This window comes from Hyalangium sp. (assembly GCF_045802625.1).
Classification (GTDB): Bacteria; Myxococcota; Myxococcia; order Myxococcales; family Myxococcaceae; genus Hyalangium.
In genome coordinates this window covers 23,911-38,844 of the sequence record NZ_JBJMQP010000043.1, presented here as the reverse complement: position 1 = coordinate 38,844, position 14,934 = coordinate 23,911, and the positions used below count along the sequence as shown (strand labels likewise).

Sequence of the window (14,934 nt, the reverse complement as noted above, 5' to 3'; positions counted from 1 at the left end):
TCCGTGGTGCTTACTTGGATGCCGGGGCGGCGACCGGCTTCACCGGCTGGTACTTCACCCCCAGCTCGTTGAAGAGGAACGAGTAGATGTCCACCTCCTCCTCGATCCGATCGGACAGGGGCTTGCCGATGCCGTGGCCGCCGCCCGCCGCGCGCAGGTAGATCCGGCCCTTGCCGCCCGTGGCCGCCTGCATCCGCGCCACCATCTTGCGCGAGTGGAACGGATCCACGCGCGGATCGTTCGCTCCCGAGGTGAAGAGCGTGGGCGGGTACTTCGCCCCATCCTTCACGTGGTGGTAGGGCGAGTACGCGTAGAGCGCCTTGAACTGCTCGGGATCCTTCACCGTGCCGTACTCGGTCACGTTGAACTGGCCGTTGGGCGTCGTCTCCACCCGCAGCATGTCGTAGATGCCCACGCGCGCCACGACGACGCCGTACATCTCCGGGTGCTGCGTCAGCACCGCGCCCATGAGCAGGCCGCCGTTGCTGCCGCCCTCGATGGCCAGCTTCTTCGGCTGCGTGTACTTCTGATCCACCAGCAGCTTCGCGCACGCGTAGAAGTCATCGAACACGTTCTGCTTCTTCGTCAGCGAGCCGTTGGCGTGCCACTCCTCGCCGAACTCCGAGCCTCCGCGCAGGTTGGCGATCGCGATGACGCCGCCCTGCTCCAGCCACGCCCGGCTGAGCTTGTTGAAGCCCGGGGTGATGGCGATGTTGAAGCCGCCGTAGCCCGTGAGCAGGGTGGGGTTGTTGCCGTTCTGCTTGACGCCCTTGGCCTTGAGGATGGTGAGCGGCACCTTCGTGCCGTCCTTGGAGGTGGCCTCCGCGCGCACCACGTCGATGTCGCTGAAGTCCACCGGCGAGGTCTGCGCGAACGCCGTCTTCGTCGCCTTGCCCTCCTTCGCCGAGTAGCGATACCAGGCCATCGGCTCCACGTAGCTCACGTTGGCGAAGAGCACGTCATCCCCGCTCTGGTTCACCAGCCCGCCCACCGTGGACACCGGCAGCGTGGGGACCAGCCCCAGGTCCTGGCCCTTCAGATCCACCATGCGCAGCTGCGACGGACCGCCCAGCTGCTCGACGAGGTAGAGCCGCCCCTGCGTGGGCAGGAAGCCCATGATGGTGGCCTTGCCCTCGGGGACGATCACCGTGGCCTTGTCCAGCGCCGGCGTGGCCAGCGGCAGACGCAGCACCTTGCCGCGCGGCGCGTCCTTGAGCGACTTCAGGTACAGCGCCCCGTCCTCGCCGAACCGCGCGCCCACCACCATGTCCTCGAAGCGCGACACCTGCTGCCACTGGCCCGAGGGCCCGTACAGGTACAGCATGTGCTCGGTGCCGTCCCCGTTGCCCACCAGATCGAAGATGTACTTGCCGTCCTTGGACGTCTCCAGCGCCGACTCCGCGATGCGCGGGAAGTCCTTGCCGATCGCGTAGGTGTCCTTGTCCGCCGGCGTGCCGAGCTTGTGGAAGTACACCTGCTGGAAGAAGTTCATGTCCTCGGCGGGGCGCTCGGTGCCGCGCGGGTAGCGCGTGTAGAAGTAGCTCTGGTTGTCGCCGGTCCACGCGAGGCTGCCGCCCGCCGTGCCGCCATTCACGTGGGGCACCATCTCGTTGGGCATCTGCTTGCCCGTGGCCATGTCATAGATGTAGACGTCGCCGCTCTCCGTTCCATCCCTGGACAGCGACACCGCCACCTTCTTGCCGTCCGGCGAGGGGACGAAGAAGTCGATGGTCGTCTTCCCGGAGGGGTCTACCACCGTCGGATCGAGCAGGACGCGCGCGCTCGCGGTGTCGCTCAGCGAGCCGATCGTCACCAGCATCGGCTGCTGCTTGGGCGGCTGGGCCTTGAGGCCGAACAGGGTTCCGCCTCGGTCCTCCAGATCGAAGTAGGAGGCGGACTGCCAGGTGATCAGCTCGGTGACGCGCTGGCGGATCGCCTCGCGCCCCGGCAGCTTGTCCAGCATGGCGCGCGTATGGGCGTTCTGGCCCTGGGTCCACTCCTGCACCTTGGGATCCGCGGAGGACTCGAGCCACTGGTATGGGTCCTCGACCTTCGTGTCTTGGTAGGTGTCCACCACCACCTTCTTCTCCGCCACGGGCGGGCCGGAGGCCGCCTTGCCGGCGAGAGAGGTGAGGGGCAGCAGCAGCGAGAGCGCGGTGAGCGCGGGCTTGAGCTTCAAATTCGGCACCTCGGGATGGGTTGGGCAGCGTTTCTATAATCAGGAGAGCGGAAGCTCCAGCGTCGCCACGGCGCCTTTGCCCAGCCCCTCGCTCTCCAGCATGAGGCGGCCCCCGAGCAGCTGCGCCGCCAGCGCGCTGGTGTGCAGCCCGAAGCCGTGTCCGTCCTTGCGCGTGGTGAAGCCGTGCACGAAGAGCTTCCCTCGCACCTCCGGCGCGATTCCCCTCCCATCATCCCTCACCTGGATGCGCGCCAGCTTCCCTTCAGCGCTGAGCCGCACGCTCAGGGTGCGGCTCCCCTCGGGGACCGCGTCCAGCGCGTCCTTCGCGTTGCTGATGAGGTTGACGAGGATCTGCAGCACCTTGTGCTTGTCCACATTCAGCCTGGGCACCGGTGACAGCTCGCGCTGGATGGACACCCCGTGGCGATCGAGCGCCGCCAGTTGGATGCGCAGGGCGTCGTCGATGAGCTGCGCCAGGTCGCACTCCTCCAGCATCAGCGCGGTCCTGGCGTAGTTCTGCTGCACCTGGACGATGGTGCGGATGTGCTCGATGTGCCGGCCCATCGCCTCCAGGTCTTCCCGCAGGCGGGTCTGTTCGCCCATCAGCTCGTCAGCCACCGCTGACAGGTAGTCCGGCAGGTGGCTGCCGCGCGCTCCCGGGGCCAGGAAGTCCGCCAGGTGCTCGCGGTGCTTCTGCAGCAGGGCCGTGGCCCGCTTCAAGCGGCTGACGTGAGAGGAGCCTACCGCCCTGGACATGGTCTCGAAGTTGATGACAGCGCTGGTGAGCACGTTGCCCACGCTGTGCAGCACGTTGGAGGCCACCTCCGACATGCCCACCTCGCGCGCCGTGTCCACCAGCCGCGTCTGGGCCTGCTTGAGCTCGTGTGTGCGCTCCTCCACCCGTTGCTCGAGCTCATCGTTGGCCCGGCGCAGCTCCGCCTTGCCGCGTTGCACGTCCGCGTACAGCCGCGCGTTCTCGATCGCGATCGCGGCCCGGCGCCCGAGCTCGCTCGCGAACGCGATGTCGGTGGGGCCGTACTGGAGGTCAGGGTTCATCGAGGCGAGGGTGAGCACACCGATCATCTTCCCGCGGACGGCGAGCGGGATGGCCATCACCGAGTGCGTGCCGAGCTCCTGGATGACGCGTGCGTTCTCGTCGCTGACGCTGAAAGTCCGGATGAGCTCGTGGGTCGTCTGAGGCAACAGGACAGGCTCACCCGTGCGGAGAACCTGTGCCGCGGGCTGCGGCGAGCGGCTGCCGGGCGAATAGCGCTCCGCGAGCTCCTTGAGGAGCTTTTGCTTCGAGGGATCTCGATGCGCGGAGGCCAGGCGCCGCAGCTCTTTGTCCTCGACGAGATCGAGCACGCACCAGTCCGCCAGCGACTGCACGCACAGTCGCGGCAGAGCAGAGAGGCTCGCCGCGTAGTCAAGCGAGGCCGACAGGCTCTCGGAAGCGGCGGCGAGAAACCGGGCGCGCTGCTCCGCTTGCTGAGCGGCGGTGCGCGCCTGCTGCTCCTTGACGACGACCACCGCCAGGATCAGCACGAACAAGTTGAGGAACGCGATGTAGAGCTGCAGGTTCAGGATGCGTGTGCCGACGGTGGCGCTCAGCATCGCGAAGGGACCGCGCTCGTGAATCGTGTTCCAGGTCGCTATCAGGTCGAGGATGACCGTGGCAGCCGTCGCGCCTTGCACTCCAAGACGCAGGGCCGGCCACGTGATCAAGGGGAGCAGGAGAAAAGGAAGCGCCGCGTCGAGCTCACGCGACTGCAGGGTGGCGAACACCCACCAACCCGCGGTCGCCAGCAGCGCGAGCAAGGCCAGGGCTTCGACCGCGCGGCCGAAGCGAGGCCGCGCGGGCTTTGTCCAGGCCAGCAAGAAGGGACTGAGGAGGATCACCCCGAGGACGTCGCTGCTCCACCACGCGGCCACCTTGGTCCAGTACGCGCCTGGCTCCAGCCATGCGACGTTGGCAGCCGCCGCGAGGAGCGCGCCTGGAAATGCGCCGGCCCCAGCGCCCAGCAAGGCGAGGCGCACGACGTCCCCGGCGTGCCCAAACACGAAACGGCGGCCTGCCGGCGGGCGTAAGAGCCAGGCGCCGACGAGAGGCTGGAGGCCGGCGACCACCCCCCAAGTCATGGCGACAGGGAGTGGGAGGCCATTCTGCAAGCAGACCCACCCCTCTGCGCCGAAGATGGCGAGGGCCCAGGCGGGCCAGCGAGAGGAGGGCGTGCGGAGAAACCAGGCCAGGGCCACGCCACTGGCCAGCCAGAAGATGGAGTTCTTCCGAGGAGGAAAGACGAAGACGTAGCTGACCTCCGCGAAGGCGAGGTAGGCACCGAAGAGTGCAACGAAGCCGAGGAGCACTTTGAGCGCTTGCTCTGCCGCCGGTGGCAACCCCGAGCGCCAGCGGCGCAGGGCGCTCACGATCATGACTCCCCTCGAACCCAGGCGCAGGCGCACGCTGGGACAATACACACAGGCACCGTTGGGTGCGAGGGAGGGGCTTGGAGCGGCAGCCAGGCGGACTACCGCAGCGGCTGGGTGATCAAGGCCTGCGCGAACCTGTCGAAGACGCCCGCGGCGGAGAGAGCGGGCTGCTCGTCCATGTTGCCCAGCATCAGGGAGAAGACGACCCGGGGATGCTCGGCGTCATGAGGCCGCTCGGCGACGCCCACGTAGGCCTTCTGGCTGGAGAGCGTGCCCGTCTTGGCTCGGATGCGCCCCACGGTCTCGGCGGAGCTCCCGCTGCCGGCCAGTGTCCCATCCACCCCGGCGATGGGCAGGCTCTCCAGGAGCGCGGCCCCGTAGGGCTCCTGCAGGCTGGTGAAGAGCACGCGCGCCAGCCCGTTCGCCGTGGCGAGGTTGTAGCGCGACAGCCCGCTGCCATCGACCGGGCGCAGATCCCGCGAGGAGACACCGCGGCGCGTCAGCTCGTCCGCCATCGCCTTGCGCAGATCGGTGTAGCGCTCGTAGCCGGTGCGCTCGCGGGTGAAGCGCAGGGCCAGGCGCTCGGCGTAGAGGTTGAGGGACTCTTTGTTGGTGGCCTTCACGATCTCCGAGAGCGGGGGGCTGACGAGCTCCAGGAGCGGCTCGGTGGTGGCGGGGGCCGGGGCGGGTGCCGGCTCCCGAGGCGTGGGCGAGGGCAGGTGCGTGAGGCCGCGGCGGGTGAGGGCGTCCTCCACACAGGCGCTGAAGAGCGCCTGGGGATCGTCAATGGCGAGGCGGGTCGAGTTGACGCGCGGGCACTGCTTGGCGGCCGAGCGCCACACGCAGCGCACCCGGGAGGGGTTGTGCTCGCGCAGGCAGGCGAAGCCGGATCTGGCGCCACTGGTGTCGAGCTGCACGACGGCGGAGAACGGCGCGAACCGGGGAGTGATCTGGAGCGTGGGCTGGGCGGAGCAGGGAGCGCCGTCGGCGCGCAGCAGGGAGAAGTCGACCACGTTCTCGCGGAAGACGAACGGCATGGGCATGGCGCTCATGGAGTACGCCTCGTCATCCCAGGCCCACCCGGGGCCGAGCGGCCCATCCAGCCCCGTGTCGGGAGCCTTCACCTGGAGCGAGCCCCGCCAGCGCCGGATGCCGCGCCCCCACAGCGCGTCGGCGATCTGATCGCAGGCGAGCGCGGTGTCCGGGAAGCGCCACGAGCCCAGCGAGGGATCCCCGGACGACTCCACCACGACATCCCCCTCGAAGAGCTCGCCCTTGTGGTTGCCCGCGAGCGACACGGGCGTGCGGAAGCGGAAGTCGGCCCCGAAGGCGGAGAGGGCCGCGGAGGTGGAGACGATCTTCATCGTCGAGGCCGGGAGCGAGCGGGCGTGCTCGTGGTGCGCGTAGAGGGGCGCTCCCGTCTGGGCATCCAGGACGATGACGCTCGTGATCGCGCCCTCGGCCTCGACGGAGGCGAAGAGCTCCTCCGCCGTCTGGGTCAGGGTGGGCTGAAGAGGGCGGAGCTCGCGAGGGCACCCCGAGAGCGCGAGGGCCGCGAGCAGGAGCGAGGCGAGCGGGAGGCGGCGCATGGGCGCGGCACGTTACAGCCGCTCGGATCGAGTGTCGATCGGGCCTCCTCTCGCCGGTTGGCGTATGTTGGAGATCATGAGCAATTCATCTCCCCAGCGTGGGCTCGGCGCCGAGGCGCGCCGGTTGGCCGAGGATGAGCGCCGCTCGCACAACTGGAAGCGGTGGGGGCCGTACCTCTCGGAGCGCCAGTGGGGCACCGTCCGCGAGGACTACTCCCCGGACGGGACGAGCTGGACGGACTTCCCGCACGAGTACGCTCGCAGCCGCGCCTACCGCTGGGGCGAGGATGGGCTGCTGGGAATCACCGACCGGCAGTGCCGCCTGTGCTTCTCGCTGGCGCTGTGGAACGAGCAGGATCCCTTCCTCAAGGAGCGCCTCTTCGGGCTCGCGGGGCCGCAGGGCAATCACGGCGAGGACGTGAAGGAGGAGTACTTCTACCTCGACTCCACGCCGACCCACTCGTACCTGAAGGCGCTCTACAAGTATCCGCAGGCGCAGTTCCCCTACGCCCGCCTCGTGGAGGAGAACCAGCGCCGGGGCCGTGACGAGCCCGAGTTCGAGCTGGCTGACACCGGCATCTTCGACGACCGCCGCTACTTCGACGTCTTCGCCGAGTACGCCAAGGCCACCCCGGAGGATCTGCTCATCCGCATCACCGTGGCCAACCGGGGGCCGAGACCCGCGCGGATCCACGTGCTGCCCACCTTCTGGTGCCGCAACACCTGGACCTGGGGCCGCCAGGGCGAGGGCTACTGGTCCAAGCCGAACATGTCCGCCGTGGGAGAGGACGCCATCCTCGCCGAGCAGGACTCGCTCGGGCGCTACCGGCTCCACGCCCAGGCGCCCGAGGGTGGAGCGCGTCCCGAGCGGCTGTTCACCGAGAACGAGACGAACCTCCAGCGGCTCTACCGGGTGCCCAACAAAGCGCGCCACGTGAAGGACGCCTTCCACGACTACGTGGTCCACGGCCAAAAGGATGCGGTGAACCCAGAGCGGGTGGGCACCAAGGCCGCGTTCCACTACACGCTGGAGATCCCCGCGGGCGGCTCCGTGCTGCTGTCGCTGCGGCTGTTCGCCGAGGCCGAGGCCCCGCAGCAGATCTTCGGCGAGGCCTTCGATCGAACCTTCGAGCAGCGCATCACCGAGGCGGACGAGTTCTACGCCACGCGGCTGCCGCACACGCTGCCGGAGGAGGAGCGGCGGGTGGCTCGGCAGGCCTACGCGGGCCTGCTGTGGGGCAAGCAGTTCTACCACTACGCCGTGCAGCCCTGGCTGGAGGGAGATCCCAACTCACCTCCACCGCCCACCTCGCGCAAACAGGGGCGCAACCGCGAGTGGGGCCACCTCTACAACCGGGACATCATCTCGGTGCCGGACAAGTGGGAGTATCCCTGGTACGCCGCGTGGGATCTCGCGTTCCACATGATCCCGTTCGCGCGGGTGGATCCGCTCTTCGCCAAGGAGCAGCTCGTGCTGTTCCTGCGCGAGTGGTTCATGCACCCCAATGGCCAGCTCCCCGCGTACGAGTTCGAGTTCTCGGACGTGAACCCGCCCGTGCACGCGTGGGCGTGCTGGCGCGTGTACAAGATGACGGGCTCGAAGGGGAAGCGGGACCGGCTGTTCCTGGCGCGCGTCTTCCACAAGCTGCTGCTCAACTTCACCTGGTGGGTCAACCGCAAGGACGTGGACGGGCGCAACCTCTTCTCCGGAGGCTTCCTCGGCCTGGACAACATCGGTGTCTTCGATCGCTCCAAGCCGCTGCCCACCGGCGGCCACCTGCACCAGGCGGACGGCACCGCGTGGATGGCCTTCTTCTGCACCACCATGCTCTCCATGGCGCTCGAGCTGGCCCAGGAGGATCCGGCCTACGAGGACATCGCCTCCAAGTTCTTCGAGCACTTCGTCGCCATCGTCGACGCGATGAACCACCTGGGCGGCTCCGGCCTCTGGGACGAGCAGGACGGCTTCTATTACGATCACCTCTGGGTGGACGGGCAGGACGTGCCCCTCCGCGTGCGCTCCATGGTGGGGCTGGTGCCGCTCTTCGCCGCCGAGGTGCTCGAGGATCGCCTCATCGAGCGGCTGCCCGGCTTCGCCCGGCGGCTGCGCTGGTTCCTGGAGAACCGGGCTGATCTGGCGCAGAACACCTCCTATATGGCCTCGTCCGAGCACGCGGGCTCGGGTGGCCATCGGCTGCTGGCCATTCCCTCGAAGGAGCGTCTGGTCCGGGTGCTGCGCCACGTGCTGGATCCGCGCGAGTTCCTCTCCGACCACGGAATCCGCTCCCTGTCGCGCGCCCACGCCGAGGATCCCTTCGTGTTCCGCGTGGGGAGCGAGGACTACCGCGTGGCGTACGTGCCCGGCGAGTCCGACAGCGGCATGTTTGGAGGCAACTCCAACTGGCGGGGCCCGGTGTGGTTCCCGCTCAACTACCTGCTCATCGAGGCGCTCGAGCGCTACCACCACTTCTATGGCGAGGGGCTCAAGGTGGAGTGTCCCACGGGCTCCGGGCAGATGATGACGCTGGCCGAGGTGGCGCGAGAGCTGTCCTCGCGGCTCTGCCGCATCTTCATGCCCGACGGCACGGGCCGGCGGCCCTGCCATGGAGACGATCGGCGCTTCGCGGAGGATCCGGACTGGCGGGAGCTGGTGCTCTTCTACGAGTACTTCCACGGAGACAATGGCCGGGGGCTCGGCGCCGCGCACCAGACGGGCTGGACGGCGCTCGTGGTCCAGAGCCTCGCGGACGCCCACAAGTCGCTGGGCTGAGTCCGCCGAGGACCGCTGGCTCCCTCAGAGCCCCTTGGCCATGCCGGAGGCTTGCGCCGGCTCGAACTTCGAGGTGCGCCACCGGGACGTGCGGAAGATCGTCGTGCAGCTCGCACAGCGCAGGCGCACCATGCCTCCCGTGGCGGAGCCCTTGCCCGTGAACGCCGCGGCGGGCTCGAGCAGATCCGTGTCCTCCAGCCGGCCTCTGCACAGCGGGCAGGGATCGCCCGCGCTGGCGCGGACCGCCGGATCGCGCAGCCGGCGCCAGCGCCCCAGCGCCTCGGGAGTCCACGCCAGCGCGCAGTAGACGTGATCGTGCCAGGAGGACTCGCCGTATTCGTTCTCGATGTGCAGCCCGAGCGTGCGACGGAACACCGAGATGATGTTGGCCTCGGGGCTCATTCCTCGCGCGGACACCCGGTGGCCCTCGAGGAAGCAGGTGCCATACCCATCCACGCTGAGGAGGCAGCAGGCCAGGGCCCAGTAGGGATGCATCACCCGCTGCGCGGGAGGCGCCAGCGTGTCCAGCCCCGGCACGTCATCGATCAACGGCATGTCGCCGCCAAAGCCGATGCGCGCCTCGCCCTCGCTCCGGGAGACGGAGATCGTCCGGCGCCCCCGGCCGAAGCTGATCGCCGCCGCCTCGTCCTCATCGTGGACCAGCGCCACGCCCGCGCCGTAGTCCCAGGCCTCGGGGAGGTCGGGGTGCTGGTTGACGCTGAACGGAATGCAGACGATGCGTCCCGAGGACACCGGAGGATGGGGCAGGGCCGCCACGTCCTCCTCCCGCGCCCGGCCCCAGCTCAGATCGGGTCCTCCAAAGTGGAGCGACTCGAAGCGCATGGCGGCGCTGTGGAGCCGGCTGAGGATCTCGCGCGAGTGTTTCCCCGTCTCGTCACGCTGCGTGGCGCCCAATTGCGTGGCGCGCCGGATCAGCGCCTCAGCGAAGGACTCCGTCCACTGCTGGATGGCCGAGCGACTCATAGGGCAAGGATCGGGTCCAAGGTTAACCTCGGACTACAGTAAAATCCGTTTCTTCCGGAAAATCAAGTTTCATGGGGTCGCGCGCCCCTCCAAGCATGCCAGCAATACGGAGCCGACCGGTCATGCCATTGCGGATTCGCCTGCGCACTCCCACCTCATCAGAGGGATTTCAAAAGATCATTGGATCGTTTGGGCCAGCGGAGATGGAGGAAGCTGCCAATGATGGATGCCCAGGCCGATGCTCACTCGTCCGAGCTCCGAGCTGACGACCTGTTGAGGAACCTGGGTGGCGCCTTCATCTGGGAGGTGGATATCGCCGCTGTCCAACCCTTGTTCATCAGCGAGTCCGCGGCCGTGATGCTGGGCTATCCCGCGGAGCAGTGGGAGCCTGAAGAGGGCTTCCTGAAGAAGCATGTCCACTCCGAGGACTGGGGCCGCTTCCTGGAGACGCTGCACCAGGTGGTCTCCGAGGGCGGCATGCAGACGTGCGAGCATCGGCTGTGCCGGCTCGACGGTGAGGTGCTCTGGGCCCAGACCACCGTGCATCGCAGCAGCCGCTCGAATGGAAGGTTTCTGCTCGCCGGGCTGACCGTCGACATTTCCAGGCTCAAGAAGACGGAGCACGCGCTTCGAGATGAGGAGGCCCACTCCCGCCTGCTCATTGAGAACCTCCGCGACTATGGCGTGTTCATGCTGGCGCTCGACGGGAGCGTGGCCAGTTGGACCCCTGGGGCGCAGCGGCTCAAGGGGTACCGGGCCGAAGAGGCCATCGGGATGCCGCTCTCGCGCTTCTTTCCAGCCGACGAACTCGAGAAGGAGACGCCCAAGCGGCTCCTGGAGAAAGCGGAGCTGGAGCGGCAGGTCGAGTACGAGGGCTGGCTGGTGCGCAAGGATGGCACGCAATTCTGGGGGAACCTGACCCTGAGCGCCATCACCGACGAGCGAGGGCGCCTGCGAGGCTTCTCGAACGTGGCCAGGGACCTGACCCAGCGCAGGCAGACGGAGCAGGCGCTGAAGGAGAGCGAACAGCACTTCCGGCTGCTCGTCGAGAGTCAGGACTACGGCGTGTTCATGGTGTCGCCCGTTGGAATCATCGAGACCTGGAACCGCGGCGCGCAGCGGCTCGAAGGCTATCGGGCCCACGAGATCATCGGGTCGCCGATGATGGGGCTCTTCCCTCACGACGCGGCCGGCAACGGCATTCCGGAGCGGCTCCTCACGGACGCGGCGCGGGTGGGGCGCGCGGACTACGAGGGCTGGCTCGTCCGCAAGGGCGGAGAGACCTTCTGGGGGCTGATCACCGTCAGCGCCGTGGAGGATGAGAGCGGCCACCTCCGAGGCTTCTCCATGCTCGCCAGGGATGTGACCGAGCGCAAACGTACCGAGCAGGAGCTTCGACGCAGCGAGGAGTACTTCCGGCTGCTCGTCGGGAGCGTTCATGACTACGGCGTGTTCATGGTGTCCACGCAGGGTGAGGTGGAGAGCTGGAATCAAGGTGCGCAGCGGCTCAAGGGGTACCGCGCCCAGGAGATCGTCGGCTCGACGATCTCGCACTTCTTCCCGGAAGAGGAGCGCCAGAAGCGCACACCGGAGCGGCTCGTCGAGCAGGCGCTCGCGAATGGCAGCGCCACCTATGAGGGGTGGCTGGTTCGAAAGGGCGGCGCTCAGTTCTGGGGGCTCGTCACCCTGAGCGCGGTGGAAGACGAGAACGGCCAGCTCCGAGGCATCTCCAACGTCGCCAGGGATCTGTCCGAACGCAAGAAGGTCGAGGAGGCCCTGCGCAACAGCGAGGAGCGGCTCCGGCTGCTGATCGACAGCCTCCAGGACTTCGGCGTCTTCATGGTGTCCCCGGACGGGTATGTCGCGAGCTGGAGCCCCGGCGCGGAGCGGATGAAGCGCTACACGGCGGCGGAGGCCATCGGGATGCCGATCTCGGTCTTCTTCCGGGCCGAGGAGCTGGAGAAGGGGGTCCTCGAGCGGCTGCTACAGCGTGCCGGGGCGGAGGGACGCGCCGAGTTCGAAGGCTGGATGGTCCGGAAGGGGGGAGCCATGTTCTGGGCCAGCCTCGTGCTCAGCGCGGTGCGGGATCCGGATGGCCGCCTGCGCGGCTTCTCCAACGTGGCCAGGGACCTGACAGAGCGCATGCTGACCGAGCGCGCCATGGCCTTCCTGGCCGATGTCGGTACGGTGCTCGCCGGATCGCTCGACTATCAGACCACTCTGGACACGGTGGCCCGTCTGGCAACGCGGGAGCTGGCCCAGGCGTGCATCGTGGAGATCGTCGACGACCCGAGCATCCAGCCCGTCGCAGTCGCGCATGTCGACCCGGGGCAGGAGCGAATCGTCCAGAAGGCCATGCGATCCCTGCCCAGCGAATCCCAGTTGGCGCGCGGAGTGGCGCATGTGGTGCACACCGGGCAGCCGGAGTTGATGCCGGACATCTCCGATGCGGGCTGGGTCGGCGAGGCTCTCGGGCTCGAGAACCCCAACATCCTGCGCGATCTGGGAGTTCAGTCCTATATGTGCGTTCCGCTGACGGCGCGGGGCAAGACCTTTGGCGCGATGCTCTTCCTGGCCGCTCGTGACAGGCACTACTCCTCGGATGAGCCCCTCTTGGCCGCGGAGCTCGCCCGCAGAGGCGCGCTCGCCATCGACAACGCGCGGCTGTACGAGCAGGCCCAGACCGCCGTCCGCATGCGGGAGGAGGTCCTGGCGGTCGTATCGCATGATCTCCGCAATCCGCTGGGGACGATCCAGGCAGGGGCCGCTCAGCTCCTCTCCGAGACACAGGAGGCCGATCAGCCCTCGAAGACGAAGCGGATCGCCCAGAGGATCAGGCGCGCATCCGATCGGATGATCCACATGATTCGGGACCTGCTCGATTTCTCCAGCATCGAGGTGGGGCAGCTCCGGATCGACCTCGCCGAGCATGACGTGGATGAGCTGGTGACAGAGTCCATCGAGTTGTTGCAACCCAGTGCGGACGAGAAGGAGGTCCGACTCGCGAAGGAGCTGGACTCGTCGCTGCTGAAGGTCCGCTGCGATCGCGAGCGCATCATGCAGGTGCTCTCGAACCTGATCGGCAACGCGATCAAGTTCACGGACTCGGGTGGCGTCGTCAAGGTACGGACCCGGGGAGAGAGAACGCGGGTCGTGTTCAGCGTCAGCGACACGGGCCCGGGGATTGCCGAAGAGGACCGGGCCCATATCTTCGACCGGTACTGGCAGGCGAAGAGGCGGGCCCGCGAGAGCCTCGGGCTGGGCCTCGCCATCTCCAAGGCGATCCTCGAGTCCCATGGAGGGACGATCTGGGTCGAGAGCATGGTGGGGCAGGGGGCCACGTTCCTCTTCTCGATACCGATCGACCCTTGAGGTGGGTGTATCGCGGCCCAGGGCAGCTCGGCGGGGCGCGGCGACCACCCAGCGGCCTGCCGCGACCGTTGGGAGGCGTGAGAGCCAAGTCCCTCGGGGCCTGAGGCAGCCTCGCTCCGTTCTGCCGCTCCACACCTCGGAGCGGCGTTGCCTGGAGCCTGGCATGAGACCGCTGCTGCTGATCGGGTTGGGCCTGCTGTCCCTGACGATGGAAGCGGGCCACCCGGAGCTTCCCTCCCAGCCGCTTCCGAAGGCGCCGCCCGCGGGCTCGGTGCGCTTCGCGATCCCCGAGGAGCCTCAGCGCCCGGGAGATCCCAAGGCTGGCTACGACACCCTGGTGAATGGCGACTACGTGAGCTGCGGAGTGCCCTGGTCCATCTACCGCATGGCCTTCGGTGACGCGCCCGCCAGCCGCAGGCTCCCGGGGAGGCGTGGCCATAATGCGCGGCTCTCCTATGACGTGACGGCGCTGAAGACCTCGCGAGGCGTGGAGGTGGTGACGGCCAACTGCCTGGGCTGCCACGCCACGCCCACGGAGGACGGCGTCATCATCGGGCTGGGTAACTCGGCGCTGGATCTCACCGAGGACTTCGCTCCCTTCGCCACGGCCGCCGGCCTGTTGGTGCGCGACAGTGGCGAGCTGGCCGAGTGGTGGCGCTGGTCCGGGCGCATCCGCGCCGTCAGCCCCTACACGCGGCCGGACACCATCGGAGTCAACCCCGCGGACAACCTGGCGGCGGTGCTCTCGGCGCACCGGGATCCGGACACGCTCGCCTGGTCCGACGAGCCCCGCCACGAGCTGCCCCGGGAAGCGCCGGTGCCCGCGGATGTCCCAGCATGGTGGCTGCTGCGAAAGAAGCACGCCATGTTCCACACCGGCATCGGCCGGGGAGACCATGCGCGGTTGATGATGTCGGCTTCCATGTTGTGCACCGACAGCGTGGAGGAGGCCGAGCGCATCGACAGCACCTTCAACGACGTGCGGGCCTACCTCACCACGCTCCGGCCTCCCCGGTACCCGTATCCCATCGATCGCAAGCTGGCCGCCGAGGGGCGCGAGCTCTTCGAGGCCTTCTGCTCCGAGTGCCACGGCACCTACGGAGACAAGGAGTCCTATCCCAACCTCATCATTCCGCTGGAGGAGGTGGGCACGGATCCGCTGCTGTGGCAGGCCACCGCTCGCGAGGGGCTGCCCATGGTGGAGTGGTTCAACCGCTCGTTCTACGGGCGCACGGCGCGGCTGGTGCCGGGGCCTGGGTACGTGGCTCCGCCGCTGGATGGCATCTGGGCCACCGCTCCGTATCTGCACAACGGCTCGGTGCCCACGGTGGAGGCCGTGCTCGATAGCCGCAAGCGCCCCACCTGGTGGCGCCGCTCGTTCAGCCAGCGCCAGTTCGATCCGGTGGCCCTGGGTTGGAAGCACCAGGTCCTTTCACACGGAAAGGCGGCCGAGACCGACCCTTCTCTCCGCAAGCGCATCTACGACACCACCCTGCCGGGATACTCGAACCAGGGGCACACCTTTGGCGACGAACTCTCGGAGGAACAGCGCCACGCCGTCATCGAGTACCTGAAGACGCTGTAGGCAGCCGGCGTGAACCGGCTGCCTG

General features: G+C 68.1%; 7 protein-coding genes and 1 pseudogene. 3 read left to right on the top strand and 5 right to left on the bottom strand.

Annotated features, from left to right (window positions below; translation table 11 throughout):
• Positions 1–10: 10 nt before the first annotated feature.
• The 4 genes and pseudogenes from ACJ8AT_RS08195 to dacB all read right to left on the bottom strand — a co-directional run bounded on the left by ACJ8AT_RS08195 (position 11) and on the right by dacB (position 6,198).
• On the bottom strand, positions 11–2,095 hold the full coding sequence (locus tag ACJ8AT_RS08195; RefSeq protein ID WP_407737132.1) for a prolyl oligopeptidase family serine peptidase: 2,085 nt from the start codon (positions 2,093–2,095) through the stop codon (positions 11–13).
• Between the two features lie 123 nt (positions 2,096–2,218).
• A complete protein-coding gene (locus ACJ8AT_RS08190; protein ID WP_407737131.1) occupies positions 2,219–3,709 on the bottom strand; it encodes an ATP-binding protein in 1,491 nt (496 codons plus the stop codon).
• Positions 3,704–4,612 (bottom strand): annotated as a pseudogene (locus ACJ8AT_RS08185) (MASE1 domain-containing protein); the annotation flags it as partial. The pseudogene ACJ8AT_RS08185 and the gene ACJ8AT_RS08190, both read right to left, overlap by 6 nt.
• A 95-nt stretch (positions 4,613–4,707) precedes the next feature.
• Positions 4,708–6,198 carry a D-alanyl-D-alanine carboxypeptidase/D-alanyl-D-alanine-endopeptidase gene (gene dacB / locus ACJ8AT_RS08180; RefSeq protein WP_407737076.1) on the bottom strand — a complete coding sequence of 497 codons (1,491 nt, stop codon included), beginning with the start codon at positions 6,196–6,198 and terminating at the stop codon, positions 4,708–4,710.
• A 76-nt stretch (positions 6,199–6,274) separates the two neighbouring features.
• Here dacB and ACJ8AT_RS08175 point away from each other — a divergent pair, with 76 nt between their 5' ends.
• Positions 6,275–8,968 carry an MGH1-like glycoside hydrolase domain-containing protein gene (locus tag ACJ8AT_RS08175; protein ID WP_407737075.1) on the top strand — a complete coding sequence of 898 codons (2,694 nt, stop codon included), beginning with the start codon at positions 6,275–6,277 and terminating at the stop codon, positions 8,966–8,968.
• 24 nt (positions 8,969–8,992) lie between these two features.
• On the opposite strand, the gene ACJ8AT_RS08170 is transcribed toward ACJ8AT_RS08175, so the two are convergent.
• Complete coding sequence (locus tag ACJ8AT_RS08170; RefSeq protein ID WP_407737074.1) at positions 8,993–9,952, bottom strand: hypothetical protein; 960 nt, start codon at positions 9,950–9,952, stop codon at positions 8,993–8,995.
• A gap of 219 nt (positions 9,953–10,171) precedes the next feature.
• Here ACJ8AT_RS08170 and ACJ8AT_RS08165 point away from each other — a divergent pair, with 219 nt between their 5' ends.
• Both ACJ8AT_RS08165 and ACJ8AT_RS08160 read left to right on the top strand, forming a co-directional pair.
• Complete coding sequence (locus ACJ8AT_RS08165; protein ID WP_407737073.1) at positions 10,172–13,324, top strand: PAS domain S-box protein; 3,153 nt, start codon at positions 10,172–10,174, stop codon at positions 13,322–13,324.
• Between the two features lie 163 nt (positions 13,325–13,487).
• Positions 13,488–14,909: a hypothetical protein gene (locus ACJ8AT_RS08160; protein WP_407737072.1), complete on the top strand. Its 1,422-nt coding sequence runs from the start codon at positions 13,488–13,490 to the stop codon at positions 14,907–14,909.
• Positions 14,910–14,934 lie beyond the last annotated feature (25 nt).

What these genes read in the sequence shown, in the direction of transcription:
- dacB (WP_407737076.1), bottom strand. Translation starts at nt 6,198, where the DNA reads ATGCGCCGCCTCCCGCTCGCCTCGCTCCTGCTCGCGGCCCTCGCGCTC.
- ACJ8AT_RS08175 (WP_407737075.1), top strand. Translation starts at nt 6,275, where the DNA reads ATGAGCAATTCATCTCCCCAGCGTGGGCTCGGCGCCGAGGCGCGCCGG.
- ACJ8AT_RS08170 (WP_407737074.1), bottom strand. Translation starts at nt 9,952, where the DNA reads ATGAGTCGCTCGGCCATCCAGCAGTGGACGGAGTCCTTCGCTGAGGCG.
- ACJ8AT_RS08165 (WP_407737073.1), top strand. Translation starts at nt 10,172, where the DNA reads ATGATGGATGCCCAGGCCGATGCTCACTCGTCCGAGCTCCGAGCTGAC.
- ACJ8AT_RS08160 (WP_407737072.1), top strand. Translation starts at nt 13,488, where the DNA reads ATGAGACCGCTGCTGCTGATCGGGTTGGGCCTGCTGTCCCTGACGATG.